Source organism: Streptomyces sp. NPDC050121, from assembly GCF_044460385.1.
In the GTDB taxonomy this organism is placed as follows: domain Bacteria; phylum Actinomycetota; class Actinomycetes; order Streptomycetales; family Streptomycetaceae; genus Streptomyces; species Streptomyces soliscabiei.
Genome location: NZ_JBITJV010000023.1, coordinates 1 through 16049 on the forward strand (window position 1 = coordinate 1; position 16049 = coordinate 16049).

The 16049-nt window shown below is 70.8% G+C and carries 13 protein-coding genes and 1 pseudogene; 13 read left to right on the forward strand and 1 reads right to left on the reverse strand.

The features are described from left to right. Positions 1-461 precede the first annotated feature (461 nt). Positions 462-4004, forward strand: a complete 3543-nt coding sequence (locus ACIBTS_RS30070; RefSeq protein ID WP_399323484.1) for an AAA family ATPase — start codon at positions 462-464, stop codon at positions 4002-4004. Positions 4005-4012: 8 nt separating this feature from the next. Here the strand turns inward: ACIBTS_RS30070 and ACIBTS_RS30075 are convergent, their stop codons facing one another. Beyond that, complete coding sequence (locus ACIBTS_RS30075) at positions 4013-4312, reverse strand: NIPSNAP family protein (RefSeq protein WP_399323486.1); 300 nt, start codon at positions 4310-4312, stop codon at positions 4013-4015. A gap of 399 nt (positions 4313-4711) precedes the next feature. On the opposite strand from ACIBTS_RS30075, the gene ACIBTS_RS30080 reads away from it, so the two are divergent. The 12 genes and pseudogenes from ACIBTS_RS30080 (at position 4712) to ACIBTS_RS30135 (ending at position 15922) form a co-directional block, all read left to right on the forward strand. Continuing rightward, entirely contained in the window at positions 4712-5581 is an 870-nt protein-coding gene (locus ACIBTS_RS30080) for a helix-turn-helix domain-containing protein (RefSeq protein ID WP_399323487.1), read from the forward strand. Between the two features lie 24 nt (positions 5582-5605). Next, positions 5606-6487: a hypothetical protein gene (locus ACIBTS_RS30085; RefSeq protein WP_399323489.1), complete on the forward strand. Its 882-nt coding sequence runs from the start codon at positions 5606-5608 to the stop codon at positions 6485-6487. Positions 6488-6722: 235 nt separating this feature from the next. Continuing rightward, entirely contained in the window at positions 6723-7355 is a 633-nt protein-coding gene (locus tag ACIBTS_RS30090; protein ID WP_399323490.1) for a hypothetical protein, read from the forward strand. A 19-nt stretch (positions 7356-7374) separates the two neighbouring features. Then, positions 7375-8022, forward strand: a pseudogene (locus tag ACIBTS_RS30095) (hypothetical protein); the annotation flags it as partial. A 7-nt stretch (positions 8023-8029) separates the two neighbouring features. Continuing rightward, positions 8030-8263: a hypothetical protein gene (locus tag ACIBTS_RS30100; RefSeq protein WP_399323492.1), complete on the forward strand. Its 234-nt coding sequence runs from the start codon at positions 8030-8032 to the stop codon at positions 8261-8263. Positions 8264-8320: 57 nt separating this feature from the next. Further along, positions 8321-9253 (forward strand): N-acetyl-1-D-myo-inositol-2-amino-2-deoxy-alpha-D-glucopyranoside deacetylase, encoded by a 933-nt coding sequence (gene mshB / locus ACIBTS_RS30105; RefSeq protein ID WP_399323494.1) that lies wholly within the window; start codon positions 8321-8323, stop codon positions 9251-9253. After that, complete coding sequence (locus tag ACIBTS_RS30110; protein ID WP_399323496.1) at positions 9253-9663, forward strand: DUF6113 family protein; 411 nt, start codon at positions 9253-9255, stop codon at positions 9661-9663. Before mshB ends, ACIBTS_RS30110 begins: the two co-directional genes overlap by 1 nt. 154 nt (positions 9664-9817) lie before the next feature. Next, complete coding sequence (locus ACIBTS_RS30115) at positions 9818-12352, forward strand: hypothetical protein (RefSeq protein WP_399323497.1); 2535 nt, start codon at positions 9818-9820, stop codon at positions 12350-12352. A 102-nt stretch (positions 12353-12454) separates the two neighbouring features. Continuing rightward, positions 12455-13369, forward strand: coding sequence for an ABC transporter ATP-binding protein (locus tag ACIBTS_RS30120; protein ID WP_319674287.1), 915 nt, complete (start codon positions 12455-12457; stop codon positions 13367-13369). Further along, entirely contained in the window at positions 13366-14106 is a 741-nt protein-coding gene (locus ACIBTS_RS30125; protein WP_399323499.1) for an ABC transporter permease, read from the forward strand. Before ACIBTS_RS30120 ends, ACIBTS_RS30125 begins: the two co-directional genes overlap by 4 nt. 5 nt (positions 14107-14111) lie before the next feature. Next, a complete protein-coding gene (locus ACIBTS_RS30130) occupies positions 14112-15308 on the forward strand; it encodes a sensor histidine kinase (protein ID WP_399323664.1) in 1197 nt (398 codons plus the stop codon). Further along, entirely contained in the window at positions 15305-15922 is a 618-nt protein-coding gene (locus tag ACIBTS_RS30135; protein ID WP_319674286.1) for a response regulator transcription factor, read from the forward strand. Before ACIBTS_RS30130 ends, ACIBTS_RS30135 begins: the two co-directional genes overlap by 4 nt. Positions 15923-16049: the final 127 nt, after the last annotated feature.

The window sequence follows — 16049 nt, forward strand, 5'->3', positions numbered from 1 at the left end:
AGCCCGTTGCGGTTAACGTCGCACGACGGGTTCGGGAGGAGGCCGCTGGGAAAAGGGGCAGCTCCGCTGCCACCTCGCCCGGCGGCCCACCTCACGCTGAGGCTCGCACCGGACCCCGATGGCCCATGCCCCGGTGCGAGCGGCGGTCTTTCCCAAGGCACCTGACGGGGGAGAAAGAGCCCACCGAGCCCCACCCCCATGCCCACCGCTCTCGCCCACGGCACGCCCCCAAGGGTTCTCGCTAGGGCGGGAGAGCCGTGGCCCCCGCCTGGCCGAAACCCATACGCACCGTTGAACGGGCCTGCGGAGGCCCAGAAGATGGTCATGAGCGCCCATCCCACCCGGTCCACGGGAGGCCGGGCGGATGACGCGGTGCCGGCGTTTCGAGGCCGGTGGAACGGGGGCCGAGCGGTGTTGATGAGTGGTGGCGCGGCAGTGAGCGGTACTCGATGAGGAACCGGATGCAGATCGCGCTCCAGGTCATGCTGGCGCTGGTCGCCTGCTTACTCGGGATCGCCACCAACTACGCGACCAGTACCGACAAGGCTCCCTGGGCGCTGGAGGCCATTCAGCGGTTCTCCGTTCCGGCCATCGGTGTGCTGATCGTGGCGCTCGTGGTTGGGCAGGTCGTCGTCTACCGGTTGGAGAATCCCGCACCGTCCCGGATCGAGTGGCCGCGTGAGCGGGTTCCTTACCCGGGCCTCGACGCGTTCGACGAGGACGAGGCTGCCGTCTACTTCGGCCGGGAGGCACAGGCCGCCGAACTGACTCGCAGGCTGCACGCCACCGCGACCCGCCCCGCGGAACGGTTCCTCGTGCTGGTCGGGGCGTCCGGGAGCGGTAAGTCCTCGCTGGTCAGAGCAGGGGTGATGCCCCGCCTTCGGGAACGCCGCTGGACCGTCGTACCGGCCTTCGCCCCTGGCCCCAACCCACTGGGCGCCCTCGCGGGGGCGCTGGCGGCCGCTGCCGAAGGACAGGAACCGGCGAGCGCCATACTGCGCAGGTTGCGCCAGGGGCCGGACGCGCTGCGAGCCGAGCTGGCGCGACTGCGCGGCGGCCGGTTCCGCCGGATACTCCTCGTGGTCGACCAGTTCGAGGAGGTCGTCACTCTGGCGGGGGAGCGCGAACGAGCCCAGTTCCTCGCAGCGCTGCGCACCTGTGTGGAACAGGATCCAGCGGTCCGCGTACTGGTCACCCTCCGGGTGGACCTGCTCGGCCGGCTGCTCGGCACCGGACACGCGGAAATCCTCCAGCATCCCGTCGCCATCGGTACGTTGGGCAGGGCACAGCTCGCCGAAGTCGTGGAGCGACCTGGGGCCCTCGTCGACCTCCGCTTCGAGTCCGGAGTCGTCGACTCCATCGTGAGCGAGACCGGGACGGACGACGCCCTGCCGCTGCTCGCCTACCTCCTCCAGGAGCTGTATTTCGCCTCCGGCCCGGGTGGGACGGTCACTGAGGACCTGTACCGGCGGCTCGGCGGAGTGGCGGGCGCGCTGGCGCGCCAGGCTGACAACACCGTGACCGGGCTCGGTACGGGCGTGGGCATCGACTTCGTCCTCCGCGTCCTGCTCAGGTTCGTCACGGTCGAGGGCCAGGACGTGGCCCGCCGTCATGTGCCGCTGTCCGAACTCGACGAACGGGACCGTCAGGTCGTCGATGCCTTCGTCGAGGCACGGTTGCTACGCACCGACGCCTCGGACGGCAACTCCGCAACCAGCAGCGAGCCCTGGGCGCAGGTGACGCATGAGGCGCTCTTCCGCCAGTGGGCCCCGCTGCGGCAGGAGGTCGAGGCGCGGGCTGAACGACTTCGCGAGCGCGCCGAACTTGAGCGGTGGGCGGCCGACTGGGAGCGAGCCGGACGCAGCGACGACTATCTCCTGACAGGCGAACGCCTCACGGCGGCCCGGCGCTGGCTCGAGGCGCTGGAGGAATCCGGACAGGCGTCCGCACCCGCCCGCGGCCTCGTCGAATCCTCGCAGCGCCGCGACCTGACCTTCCTGAGCCGTGTCTCCGACAGCATCGGCCGACACGTTCTCCTGAGCGCGGAGAGCGAACCGGAGCGCTCCCTGCTGCTCTCACTCGCAGCGCTCGGGGAGTGCGCGCCCACGCCCTCGGCCAGGCGGGGGCTGATGGCGGCGCTGGCGGCGAGTCACCTCCGCTCCCGTCTCGACGGACACACGGACACCGTCAGGCACATCGCCTGGTCGCCGGACGGGCGCATGCTGGCCACAGCGTCCAGGGACGGCACGGCCCGCGTTCACGACGCGCGGGCCGGCCGCACCCTGCTGGTGCTGCCGTGCGACGGCGTCATGGTCGAGTCCGTCGCCTGGTCACCGGACTCGGCGAGAGTGGCAACCGCCGGCCGCGAGCGTGTCGTACGGATCTGGGATGCAGCCTCGGGGGAGCCGCTCCGGGTGCTCACCGGCGCCGGAGACCTCAACAGGCAGGTGGCCTGGTCGCCAGACGGCCGACACGTTGCGGCAAGCTCCAAGGACCGGATCGTACGGGTCTGGGAGGTTGTTACCGGGCGGCTCGTGCACGAACTGCGCGGGCACGGCGAGGACGTGTGGGGTGTGGCGTGGTCGCCGGACGGCGACCGCCTCGCCTCCGCCTCCCACGATCAGACCGCGATCGTGTGGGACCTGACGTCCGGGACGGCTACCACCACGCTCACCGGGCACTCGGACTTCGTCGAGGGCATCGCCTGGTCACCGGACGGACGACACATCGCCACCGGCTCCGGGGACCACACCGCCCGGATCTGGGACGCCGCGACCGGCGACCTCCGCCTGTTGCTGCGAGGACACACCGACTACGTGTGGAACCTCGCATGGTCACCGGACGGGCGGATGCTGGCCAGCGCCTCCTCCGACCGAACCGTGCGCATCGTGGACACCGAGGACGCCAAGGTCCTTGCCGTACTGCGTGGCCACGCCGACACCGTGTGGGGCGTCACGTGGTCACCCCGCGGAACCATGCTCGCCACCAGCTCCACCGACGGCACCGGCATGGTGTGGGACCTGCGCCCGCATGGTGCCGAGGCCGTACTGGCCGACGGACACCACGGCCCGGTGAACCAGGCCGCGTGGTCCGGCGACGGCGGCCGCTTCGCCACAGCCTCCGACGACGGCACCGTACGGGTGTGGGACGCGGTCACCGGCGTCCCGGCCGGACCGGTGATCGGGTTGGACGACCGGGTCTGGGCCGTCACCTGGGCTCCGGAAGGGGAAAGACTCGCGTTCAGCACCAACGACGGCCTGTTCCGGATCGTCGACGGGCGCGGCGGAACGCTGTTCGAACGTCGCGGAGAGGTTGTCGAGGGGTGCGCGTGGTCCCCGAACGGCGGCCGGATCGCCACCGGCGGTCACGACGGCACTGTGCGTGTTCTGTCCGCGCAGGACGGGACCGAGTTGCTGAAGCTGACGGAACACCAGGACTGGGTGGGGCGCGTGGCCTGGTCGCCGAGTGGACGACTGCTCGCCAGCTGCTCCGACGACCGTACGTGCCGACTGTGGGACATCGGCGAGGGACGGCAGTTCACCGTGCTGCGCGGCCACGACAACTACGTGGAGGACGTGGCCTGGTCCCCGGACGAGACGAGGATCGTCACCGCTTCCGGGGACTGGACGGCCGCCGTGTGGGACGTCGTCACCGGACGGCGCATCGAAGTGCTGAGGGGCCACGAAGGACGGCTGCGCGCCGTTGCCTGGTCGCCCGACGGCCGGCACATCGCCACGGGCGCCGACGACCGCACCGTACGGGTGTGGTCCGCCACCACCCTTGAGGAGATCGCCGTTGTGGGTGTGCACCAGGACAAGGTGACTTCGGTGGCCTGGTCCCCGGACGGCACACGGCTGCTCACGGGATCGGCCGACGGGACGGCGCGGGTGTGGCAGGCGGAGCCGGACTACGACCGGTTGGAGGCGACCGCCCGAGGAAGGGTCTTCCGCACCCTCACCCAGGAGGAACGGGGACAGCACTTGCTGCCGCTCGACCCGGCGTGACCGTGTGATCAATAGGCACCTTCGACTGTTCGATCGTCGGTGTGGACAAGGTAGTCGTCCGGGGCCAGGTCCATGGCCTTGCGCTCGGGCGACGACCAGTACAGCGCGTTGCGCTCGGCGAAGGTCTCCGGGCCCTCGTACGAGATCAGCCAGACGAATTGGTTGCGCTCCCGGTCCACCCAGGCCCCTCCGATGGTGAACCCCAACTCCAGTCGCAACGGCACGATTTCCTCCCGCCACCGCTCCACCCATTCGTCGAGCAGGCCATCCCGGACGGTGTACGTACGCAGCTGTGTGGTCTTCGGCATGAAGACATCTTCTCCGGAGGGAGGGCTGTGGGACCACGAGTCGGCATGGGGCCGGGCAGGCCCCGGTCGTCTACCTGTTGCCAGGACGCTTCAGCACGTCAACGGACCCGAGCGAAGCTGGACCGCCGCCGGAACCCGACTTCTCGTGCTCCGGGGTAAGTGGCGCTCTCTCCAAAGGACCACGACGGCGATGAAAGAACCCCACCAAGCCCCACCCCTCCCGCCCGCAGCGCAAACTCACTCACGCGAGTGAATACGCCAACTGGAGTGGATTTCAGGCGGGTTGTCTGCCCTACGCTCAGCGAAACGCAGCACCACAACCGCAGACATGCGACGGCCCCCGCCGGGACGGCAATCCCAGTGCGAGGGCCTGACCACCGAGGAAGAGGAAGCTTCCCGATGGACACGGAAAACCCTAGCGCGCCTTCGTGCGCCGAGTCCCGTACCCCACGCAAAAACCACCCCCACGCGGGCGGACTCACCCACGACAACGCCCGCCACACCACCCGCTTCACGGTGATCGGCAACCATCTCGCCCAACACCAGGAGCTGTCGCTCCTCGCGATCGGCCTGGGCGTCCACATCCAGTCGCTCCCCAAGGGCGCCCGAGTCGACATCAAGACCCTCACCGCCCGCTTCCCCGAGGGCGCGACCCGTATCGCCGCCGCCCTGCGCGAACTGGAGACCCACGGCTACCTCCGCCGCGAACGCTCCCGCATCCCCGGCGGCCGGATCATCACCCGCACGATCTCCTGCAACCGCCCCGGCCACAACGAACGCCGTCCGGCAGCCTCCGATCACGCCAACGCCCCAGCAAACCCCGACAAGCCCAAGAAGCGCACACCACGCAAGCCACTGCCCGCCGTCCCACGTCCGGCCTGCCCTGCCCCCGCTCTCCTCCAGACGGCCACCGACCTCCTCGCCGGCCTCCGCCGTCACGACCCCTGTCTTTTCCTCTCCGCCTGCGACGTCGCCCACCTCGCCCCCGGCGTTGCCGCCTGGCTGGAGCGGGACGTCACCCCCGCCGCCGTAAGCCGGGCACTCAGCGACGACCTTCCGCCCGAAGGCGTCCGTCGTCCTGCCGCCTTCCTGGCCCACCGCCTTGCGGCCCTGCTGCCACCCCCACCGCCGTTCCGTGAGCCCGCAACTCCTCCGCCGGCCGCTCCCCACCGGATGCGGAACTGCGACGGCTGCGACCGAGGCATCCGCTCGCCCGAACCGGGCGCACGCTGCCGCGACTGTCAGGAACTGTCGTCAGCGGCCTTCTGAAGACCCACCAAGCTAAGGAACCACATGGTCAACTCGCCCCACGAGGTGATGCACCGCATCTTTCAGGAGTACCCCGGTCTGTTCGCCGGTGTCTCCAAGGTGCTTGGCCTCCCGTTCGTCCCGCCCAAGCGCGTGACAGTTATGCCAACCGATCTCACCGAGATTCAGCCCGTCGAGCGCCGTGTCGACACGCTGCTGCGTTTCGAGGGCGACGAGACGTTCTTGCTGGCTGTTGAAGCGCAGAGCGCGAAGGATCCGAACAAGCCCGCCAGCTGGGCCTACTACCTCTCCTTCTTGTACACGAAGTACAAGATCCCGCCTCTGCTGTTGGTCGTCTGCCAGGACCGGCCCACCGCGGAGTGGGCTGCGCGACCGATGGTCCTCGGGCCCGAGCATTGGCCATCCCTCACTCTGCGTCCGCTCGTGGTCGGCCCGCACAACATGCCCTTGATCACCGATCCGGACGATGCGCGCGCCGACTTTGCGCTGGCTGCGCTGTCTGCCATCACCCACGCGAAGGAACCGGATGTCGGTGGGATACTGAAAACCCTGTCCACTGCACTGCACGACGCTCCCGAGGCTGTCGTCGTCACGATCGTCGAATTCATCGCTCAAGGCCTCGGTGGCAACCGTCGGGCCGCGGAACAATGGAGGAACCTGGTGGCTGTGGACCTTTCCCCGTACAAGTCGTACATCTTCGAAGAGTTCCGTGACGAGGGTCGGGCCCAGCGGGGTGCCGAGGACATCGTGCTCGTCCTGGAGGCGCGTGGCCTCGACGTTCCCGACGAGATCCGCGAACGGATCACCGGCTGCGACGACCCCAACCTCCTGCGCCGCTGGCTCACTCGTGCCGTCACAGCGGCGTCCGCCGAAGACATTTTCACCGGGCCTGAAGGCGAAGCCTGACCTCTGCGGGAGCCGTCGAGCCCGACCTGCCCGGGCTTGACGGCTCCCGCACCCGGACGAGCGCGATCCGGAAACCGAGGCACCGGAATCGGCCACCTTGCTCGGCGCGGCCCCTTCTCGCTTGACTGCCCCCTGTGCGGTTCGGGAATCGTGCACATGGAGATCGTGACGGAGAGTTCCCCGGGGGTTACCTATGGCCGTTCCCAGACCGCAGACGCGTCAGTTCGAGGCGTTCATGACGAACCTGTCGTACGCCCGGCGCATGGTTGAGGCGGGCAAAATGCTGACCCCTTTCAAGTCGCCCACGATCGATATCGACGATTTCTACCGGGCGGCCTGGGTCCAGGCGGTCGCCGCCATCGACCACTGGCTGCACGAAGAGGTGCTGCGCCGTGTTGCCGAGCTCGCGGCCAAGGACAGCCCCGACATGCCGTACCAGCTGCGGGTCTACGAGTTGCCGCTGCACAGGGTCGAGGCGGTGCGGCGCGGTGACGTCACCCTTTCCGAGGCTGTTGTCGAGCATCTCCGGGACAAGTTGGCGGCTCAGTCCCTCCAGCATCCCGGAAAGATTTCCGAGGTGCTGAAGCTCGTCACGGAAAAGAAGGTCTGGTATCTGTCCGCCGGGTGGATCAACGAGGCGTTCTTTCAGGGCCGCACATCGCTGAACGAGAAGACCCTTCGCAGTCGCTATCTGGAGATCACCCAGCGGCGCAACAAGATCGCGCACGATGCCGACCTGATCGACGGCGACCTGGAACAGCGCCGCTCCATCGACGAGGCGAGCGTGAACGACGCCGTCGACTGGATCGAGCGCATCGCCCTCGCCATCGCCCACGTGCTCGACGAGGGGGGACAGACGGCCGGGTAGGCGGTGGGGACAGGTGCTTCGTTACCGGCTGCCCACCGCCCTCATGGTCGTGGTCCAGGACCATGCCACCGCCGCGTGGGCCCAGCGACCGGTGGCCAGCGGCCCGCCCGGGCTGCCCACCCTCACCATCAGCCCCCTCGTGGCGGGCCCCCACAACATGCCGGTGATCACCGACCCGGCCGAAGCCCACGAGGACCTCGTACTGGCCACACTCGCCGCAATCACACACGCGGGCGATCCGGCCATTGCTGACATACTGAAAGCCCTGTCCACCGCGTTGCAGGACGAGCCCGAAGTCGTCGCCGACCCCATCATCGAACTCATCGCACAGGGCCTGGGCAACCGCCCGGCCAAAGAGCTCTGGAGGAATCTGGTGGCCGTGGATCTTTCCTTCTACAAGTCGTACATCGCGGAGGAGATCCGCGACGAAGGCCGCGAGGAAGGCCTTGAGGAAGGCCTTGAGAAGGGCCGCGACGAAGGCCGCGTCGAGGGAAGCGTCAAGGCCTACGGCACGGCCGTCCTGACCGTCCTGGAACAGCGCGGCATCGACGTGCCTGCCGACGCGCGTCAGCGGATCACGGAGTGCGGAGACCTCGAGACCCTCCATGCATGGCTCGCCCGCGCCGCGACCGCCCTGTCGGCCGCAGACGTCTTCGGAGACGAGTAGGCCAGCCGTGGACCTTTCCTTCTACAAGTCATCCATCTTCGAAGAGATCCGTGCCGAGGGGCGCGTCCAGGCAGCCGCTGAGGACGTCCTGATCGTCCTGGAGACCCGTTGCGTCGACGTCCCCGACGAGACCCGCGGCCGGGTCACCGGCTGTGATGACCCCGACCTCCTGCGCCGCTGGCTTACCCGTGCCCTCACCGTGGTGTCCGCCGAGGAGATCTTCGCGGACGGAAACGCCTGAGTGAGAGAGGGCCGGGTGGGCAGCCGGGGACGGGTGGCGGCCTCGTAGGGTGGCCCCATGAAGGAACTGCCCGCCCGGCGTCTGTTGCTGGTGCACGCGCACCCGGACGACGAGTCGATCAACAATGGCGTGACCATGGCCAGGTATGCCGCCGAGGGTGTGCACGTGACGCTGGTCACCTGCACCCTCGGCGAGCGCGGCGAGGTCATCCCGCCGGAACTGCGGCACCTCACCGGGGCCGAGCTCGGCGCGCACCGGCTGCGTGAGCTCACCGCCGCCATGGCCGAGCTCGGCGTCGACGACTTCCGGCTGCTCGGCGGCGCGGGGCGGTACGGCGACTCCGGGATGATGGGCCTGACGGACAACGACGATCCCGCCTGTTTCTGGCAGGCCGACCTCGACGAAGCCGCCGCGTCCCTGGTCGAGGTGATCCTCGAGGTACGCCCCCAGGTCCTCGTCACCTACGACGACAACGGCGGCTACGGCCACCCCGACCACATCCAGGCCCACCGCGTCGCCCTGCGCGCGGCGGAGCTGGCCGAGGGCGTGGCCGAGGGCGCCGGGTGGCGCATCCCCAAGGTGTACTTCAACCGCGTCCCGCGCTCCGTCGCCGAGGCCGCCTTCGCCCGGCTCCAGGAGGAGCTGCCGGAGCTGCCCTTCACCGCGAGCGCCGTCGTCTCCGACGTACCGGGTGTCGTGGACGACGACCGCGTCACCGCCGAGATCGACGGCGGCGAGGGCGCCGGTGCGTACGCCGCCGCCAAGGCCGCCGCGATGCGCGCGCACGCCACGCAGGTCGAAGTCGCCCCCGGCGAGCGGTACTTCGCCCTCTCCAACGACCTGGCGCAGCCCCTCTTCACGACCGAGTACTACGAACTCGTACGCGGCGAGCCCGCGCAGAGCCGGGAGAGCGATCTCTTCGCCGGCCTCTCCGGCGTCTCCCGCATCGCCGGACCCGAGGGAGTCGCCGGAACCGAGGGAGTCGCCTGATGTCCGACCGTGGTTCGATGCTCGCCCAGCCGCTGAGGATGCCCCCCGCCGGACGGGTCGCCGCCTATCTGGGGCTCGTGCTGCTCGGCGTGGTAGCCGGTCTCGCCGGGGCGCTCGTCCAGGCCGGCTGGTTCCCGGGCGGACTGCTCCTCGCGCTCGTCGGCGCGGCCGGCCTCTTCGTCGGCGGGACGCGCGCCCTGAACACCCGCGCCGGGGCGGTCGCGCCGGCCGCCGGCTGGATGGTCTCCGTCATCCTGTGTACCGCGGGCCGTCCCGAGGGCGACTTCCTGTTCGGCGCGGGAGGCGGCTCCTACCTCTTCCTGCTCGGTGGCATGGCACTTGCTGTGATCTGCGCCACGATTGGTTTGGGGCGGCAACCGGGCGGCGATGGCGTCCGACTTGGCAAGTGACGTACCACTTCACCCTGACGGGTCCGTGGGAGTCCCGTGTGGGTTTCCCCGGCGGTCGTGGGATACGGGCCAGAAGTGGCCAGTATGGTGGTGCGCGCCGCCGAGCTGCCCGTGAGGTCGTGGCGGGCGGCGGAGCCAACCTGGAGAACCTGCCTTGAGTCGTGAAACTGACAGTCCGTCCTCCGGGCCCAACGGGTCCAACGGGCGCGGCGGAGCCGCATACCCCTCGGGCACGCCGCCGTACGGCACCCCTGTGGTGTCCGACGGCGGTGCTGACGCGGGCCGTTCTGCCGCGCAGCCGGAGGACCGCAAGACCGAGACCACGCTGACGACGCGGATCCGCATCAACATCCCCGGATCGCGGCCGATTCCGCCGGTCGTCGTGCGTAAACCCGTCGCGGACGCCGAGAGTACGAACCCGGGCGCGGGCGACGACAGTCCCAACGGACGCGCCCGCACGGGCCCCGACACGCAGTCGGCGGCTCCCGCGGCCCCCGTCGGTTCCGTCGGTTCCGTCGCGTCGGAGACCGGCTCGTTCGAGCTGTCGGCCGAACCTGTGCCCGGCGCCGACGAGAAGACGAGCGACTGGTTCGCGCCACGCAAGTCCGGACCCGCCAAGGGCGGTCAGGGCGGCGGCTCCACCAACGGGGCCGGTCTGCCGGGCGGTTCGGCCGCCGGGACGAGCGCGCCCGCGAGCAGCCCGCAGGGCCCCGCTGCCGGGACGCCCGGCGGCGCGCGGCCGGGCGCCGGGCGTCCCGGTGGCGTGGTCGGCTCCATGAGCGTGCCCGGCGGCGCCCGCTCCGGCGGCACCAACGGCGCGGGGCTGCCCGGCGGCGCCACCGGTGGTCCCGTGGCTCCGGGACACGGCGGCGGCACGGGCTCCTTCGACGTGACCGAGGCGCTCGCCGCGGGCCCCCTGGGCAACGGCTCCCGGCCGGGCCAGAAACCGGCTCAGGGCCAGATCCCTGCTCAGGGACAGCTCCCGCAAGGGCAGCTCCCGCAGGGCCAGGGCCAGGGGCAGGGGCAGCAGGGTGGCGGCGGCGCCGAGTCGCGTCGCGACAACCTGCCGTACTTCTCCGACAACGGTCAGAACGGCCAGACCAACCAGAACGGGCAGGGCGGCTTCCCGGCCGGTCCCGGTGGCTCGTACGACTTCAACGGGCCGGAGGGACCCGGCGGTCACGGCGGCCTGGGCGGCCCGCAGGGCGGTCCCGCGGGCCCGACCGGCGGCCCGGTCACCGGCGACGGCCCGATGATCCCCCCGATGGGCGGCGGCGTGATCGGCGCCGCGGGCGCCCCCGGCGGGACCCGCGCGCCCGGCGCGCCGACCACGCCCGGCGGCCCCGGACACCCCAACGGCCCCCGCGGCCGCGGCGGCCCCGGCGGCCCGCGTTCCACCGCCCCTGGAGCTCCTGGCGCTCCCGGTGGCCCCGGCGCTCCTGGCGGCCCCGGTGTCGGTGCAGGCACCGGTCGGCTCCCCGGTGGGGGACTGAGCGACGACACCGCGATCCTCACCCCGCAGAAGCCCGCCCCCGAGCCGGGCGCGGGCGGCTACGGCGGCAGGCCCGTCGACAACGTCTCCGGGCACACCGTCACCAGCGGCATCCCCGTGGTGCCCTCCGGCGGGCCGAGCGGCGGCGCCACGCGCGCCGACGGGCCGGTGCCGCACACCCCGCCGAACGGGACGGCCACGGTCCCGCAGAGCGCGTCCGGGGGCGGCGACTCCAAGAAGAAGAAAAAGAAGAAGGGCCGCAGCAAGCTGCCCCTGCTCGGCGGCCTGGTGGTCGTCGCGGGCGTCGGCGTCTACGGCGCCGGCCTGCTGATGAACCACTCCGACGTGCCCAAGGGCACCACCGTGCTCGGCGTCGACATCGGCGGCGGCACCCGCGACGACGCCGTCAAGAAGCTCGACGACGCCTTCGACAAGCGGGCCGCCCAGCCGCTGAAGCTGTCCGTCGGCGGCGGCACCGTCACCCTCAAGCCGGACCAGTCGGGCCTGCAGTTCGACATGCAGGCCACGGTCGACGCCGCCGCCAAGAGCGACTACAACCCCGTCTCCGTGATCGGCTCGCTGTTCGGGCAGCACCGTGAGGTCGAGCCCGCGATGCCGGTCGACGAGGAGAAGCTCCAGGCCGCTCTGGAGAGCGCGGCGGGCGGCTCCGGCTCGGCCACCGACGGCACCATCAAGTTCGAGTCCGGCAAGGCCGTCGCCGTCTACGGCAAGGCGGGCAAGGGCATCGACGCGTCGAAGGCCGAGTCGGCCGTGGTCGAGGCCTACCGCAGCCAGGTCGAGACCGGCACGACCACCCCGGTGACCGTGCCGACCACGACCAGGCAGCCCACGGTGTCCAACGCCGAGGTCGACCGCATGATGAAGGAGTTCGCGCAGCCGGCGATGTCCGGCAAGGTCACCCTCCAGACCAAGGACGGCGTGCACCGGATCTCCTTCAGCCCGAAGAACTCGCTGTGGAAGTTCCTCCAGGTCAAGGCGATCAACGGCAAGCTCGTCGAGAGCTACGACCAGGCCGCGCTGAAGGAGCTGTACGGCAGCACCTTCGACACGGTGCTGATCACCCGCGGCACCGGTCAGAAGACGGCCGTCACGGTCCAGGACGTCATCGGCGCCCTGCGCCCGGCCCTGAAGAGCGAGACGAACCGCACCGCGATCATCGAGACGAACCCCAGCTGACGCCCGAGTCGACACACCGCAGTGCCGTATGACATCTGTCATGCGGCACTGCGGACGGCCGACACTGCCGCCCGCCCGGCCCCCGGCGCGACGATTGCCGTCATGACGACGACGACAGCGCCGGTGGTCGGGTTCGACCAGGTGAGCAAGAGTTTCGGTGAGGTGCGGGCCGTGGACGGCCTCAGCCTCACCCTGCGCCCGGGGGAGACCGTGGCGCTGCTCGGCCCCAACGGGGCGGGCAAGTCCACCACCCTCGACCTGCTGCTCGGCCTCAAGCACGCCGACAGCGGCGCCGTCCGCCTCTTCGGCGCCACCCCGCGCGAGGCGATCGTGGCCGGCCGCGTGGGCGCGATGCTGCAGAGCGGCGGCCTGATGGACGAGGTCACGGTCGCCGAACTGGTCCGGCTCGCCTGCGCCCTGCACCCCAAGCCGTACCGGCCCGCCGACGTGCTGGCCCGCGCCGGCGTCACCCAGATCGCCGACCGCAAGGTCGACAAGCTCTCCGGCGGCCAGGCCCAGCGCGTCCGGTTCGCCCTCGCCACCGCGGGCGACAGCGACCTGATCGTCCTGGACGAGCCCACCACCGGCATGGACGTCACCACCCGGCAGGCGTTCTGGGCCACCATGCGCGAGCAGGCCGACCAGGGCCGCACGGTCCTGTTCGCCACCCACTACCTCGAAGAGGCCGACGCCATAGCCGACCGCGTCCTGGTCCTGCACCGGGGCCGCCTCCTGGCCGACGGCACCGCGGCCGAGATCAAGGCCAAGGCCGGCGCCCGCAGGATCGCCTTCGACCTGGAGGGCGACATCGACGAGGCCGCCCTGCGCGCCCTGCCCTTCCTGACGACGATCGACGTGTCCGGCCGGACCGTCCGCATCCAGTCCACCGACGCCGACGCCACCGTCCACGCCGTCTACGGCCTCGGCCTCTACCCCCGCAACCTCGAAGTCGCCGGGCTCGGCCTGGAGCAGGCCTTCGTTGCCCTCACCACCGCCGAGGAGGCGAAGTCGAAGTGAACGGCCTGATCAAGCTGGAACTCATCCGCGCCCTGCGCAACCGCAAGTTCCTGTTCTTCTCGGTGATCTACCCGTCGGTCCTGTTCCTGCTCATCGCGGGCAGCTCCGACAGCACAAAGAAGATCGACGGCACCGGCCTCACCCTCCCGACCTACATGATGGTCTCGATGGCCTCCTTCGGCGCCCTCACGGCCGTCCTGATGGGCAACAGCGAGCGCATCGCCAAGGAGCGCCAGAGCGGCTGGGTACGGCAACTGCGCCTGACCACCCTCCCCGGCCGCGGCTACGTCCTGGCCAAGACCGCGAGCGCCGCCGTGGTCAGCCTCCCGTCCATCGTCGTGGTCTTCGCCGTCGCCGCGGTCGTGAAGGACGTACGGCTGGACGCCTGGCAGTGGCTGGCGCTGACCGGCTCCATCTGGGCCGGCAGCCTCGTCTTCGCCGCCCTGGGCGTGGCGATCGGCTACCTCGCGAACGGGGACGCGGTCCGCCCGATCACGATGATCACCTACTTCGGCCTGTCGATCCTGGGGGGCCTGTGGATGCCCACGACGACCTTCCCGACCTGGCTGCAGGACATCGCCAAGTGGGTGCCCACGCACGCGTACGCTGCCCTGGGGCAGGCCATCGAACAGAGCCAGGCCCCGCACGCCAAGGACATCGTCATCCTGGTCGTCTTCTTCGCCCTGTTCACGGGCGGCGCGGCCTGGCTGTACCGGAAGGACACGCTGAAGGCGTGAGCGCCATGACCGACGACCAGTCCCGCGAGACCCGGCCGGGGCTTCCGATCGCTCTGGGGCAGACGGCCCGCAACCGGCGCGAGCTGTGGCGTCGCAAGATCCTTTGGATCGGCGTCTGGCTGGTGTTCCTCAGCTCGCCGGTCCACGACCTCGTCTCCGGCTCCCACTCCACCGGCGGAGCCGTCGCCGGCTGGCTGGGCCTCGCGGTGTTCGTCGCCCTCTACCTCTCGCTGCTCTTCCGGGACATGGGGGCGACCCCGTATCCGCCGAAGCTCATCGCCGCCCTGATCGGCTCCATGGCGGTGCTCGCCACCGTCCTCTGCCTCGCCCTCGGCTCCCCCTGGCTCGGCCTGTACTGCTACGTCTCCGTGGCCTGCGGCATAGTGCTCCCGCTGCGGGTGGCGTTCTGGACGATCCCGGCCACCGGCGCGGTGCTGCTCCTCGTCGGTCTGCGCACCGACGAGGACGAGGCGCTGAACCTGCTCCTGCTGGTCCTGCTCATCGGCTTCGCGATGACGGGCGTCAGCCAACTCGTCCGCACGACCGTGGAGTTGCGCAAGGCCCGCGCCACGGTCGCCCAACTCGCCGCGAACGAGGAACGGCTGCGCCTGGCCAGAGACCTGCACGACCTCCTCGGCCACTCCCTCTCCCTCATCACCCTCAAGAGCGAGCTGGCCGGCCGGATGCTCCCCGACCACCCCGGCAAGGCGGCCCAGCAGGTCGCCGACATCGAACAGGTCAGCCGCCAGGCCCTGGTCGACGTCCGCGAGGCCGTCACCGGCTACCGGCGCCCCCGCCTGGCCGCCGAACTCGCCGGCGCACAGGTCGCGCTGACGGCCGCCGGCATCACCGCGGAGATCCCGGCCGAACCGGACCTCGACGGCGTCCCCGAGGACACCGAGTCCGCGCTCGCCTGGGCCCTGCGCGAGGCGATCACCAACGTCGTACGCCACAGCGGCGCCGCCCGCTGCACGGTGGACCTCGTACGCCGCCAGACCCTCGACGGCCCCGTCGTCGAACTCTCCGTCGAGGACGACGGCCCCGGCGGCTCCGGCAAGGGCCCCGGCAACGGCCTCACCGGTCTGACGGAACGCCTGGAGAAGGCGGGCGGCACCCTGGAGGCGGGCCGGGTCAAGCACGGCTTCCGACTGACCGCCCGGGTCCCGGCAGGACCGTTGGCCCCCGTAGGATCCCGCACATGAGTGGTGGCACGATCAAGGTCCTCCTGGCCGAGGACCAGTCGATGGTCCGCGAGGCCCTGGCGGCCCTGCTCGGCCTGGAGGACGACATCGAGGTGGTCGCCCAGGTGGCCCGCGGCGACGAGGTCCTCGCGGCCGCCCATGCCCACGACGTCGACGTGGCGCTCCTCGACATCGAGATGCCGGGCTGCACCGGCATCGAGGCGGCGGCCCAACTCCACAAGGAACTCCCGGGGTTGAAGCTGGTCGTCCTCACGACCTTCGGCCGCCCCGGCTACCTGCGCAGCGCCATGGAGGCCGGCGCCGACGCCTTCCTCGTCAAGGACGCCCCCGCCGCGCAGCTCGCGGAGGCGGTCCGCAAGGTCCTGGCGGGCGAGCGGGTCATCGACCCCACGCTCGCGGCAGCGGCCCTGGCCGGGGGCGCCAACCCGCTGACCGACCGCGAACGCGAGGTCCTGCGCGCGGCGGCCGACGGCTCGACCAACGCGGAACTGGCGGCGGCCCTGCACCTCTCCCAGGGCACGGTCCGCAACTACCTCTCCACGGCCATCCAGAAACTCGCGGTACGCAACAGAGCAGAGGCGGTAAGAACCGCAAGGGAGAAGGGCTGGCTGTGAAGCCCGAGTCGCAGGGGGCCTTGTAAGCAACGCCAGGGGCAGCACACCTAGGGGCGCGGGGAACTGCGCGACCAGCCACGACGCACCGGTACTCGCAAAACGCACAGAACCCCAATGGCGCTGAGGC

What these genes read in the sequence shown, in the direction of transcription:
- ACIBTS_RS30070 (WP_399323484.1), top strand. Translation starts at nt 462, where the DNA reads ATGCAGATCGCGCTCCAGGTCATGCTGGCGCTGGTCGCCTGCTTACTC.
- ACIBTS_RS30075 (WP_399323486.1), bottom strand. Translation starts at nt 4,312, where the DNA reads ATGCCGAAGACCACACAGCTGCGTACGTACACCGTCCGGGATGGCCTG.
- ACIBTS_RS30080 (WP_399323487.1), top strand. Translation starts at nt 4,712, where the DNA reads ATGGACACGGAAAACCCTAGCGCGCCTTCGTGCGCCGAGTCCCGTACC.
- ACIBTS_RS30085 (WP_399323489.1), top strand. Translation starts at nt 5,606, where the DNA reads ATGGTCAACTCGCCCCACGAGGTGATGCACCGCATCTTTCAGGAGTAC.
- ACIBTS_RS30090 (WP_399323490.1), top strand. Translation starts at nt 6,723, where the DNA reads ATGACGAACCTGTCGTACGCCCGGCGCATGGTTGAGGCGGGCAAAATG.
- mshB (WP_399323494.1), top strand. Translation starts at nt 8,321, where the DNA reads ATGAAGGAACTGCCCGCCCGGCGTCTGTTGCTGGTGCACGCGCACCCG.
- ACIBTS_RS30110 (WP_399323496.1), top strand. Translation starts at nt 9,253, where the DNA reads ATGTCCGACCGTGGTTCGATGCTCGCCCAGCCGCTGAGGATGCCCCCC.
- ACIBTS_RS30120 (WP_319674287.1), top strand. Translation starts at nt 12,455, where the DNA reads ATGACGACGACGACAGCGCCGGTGGTCGGGTTCGACCAGGTGAGCAAG.
- ACIBTS_RS30130 (WP_399323664.1), top strand. Translation starts at nt 14,112, where the DNA reads ATGACCGACGACCAGTCCCGCGAGACCCGGCCGGGGCTTCCGATCGCT.
- ACIBTS_RS30135 (WP_319674286.1), top strand. Translation starts at nt 15,305, where the DNA reads ATGAGTGGTGGCACGATCAAGGTCCTCCTGGCCGAGGACCAGTCGATG.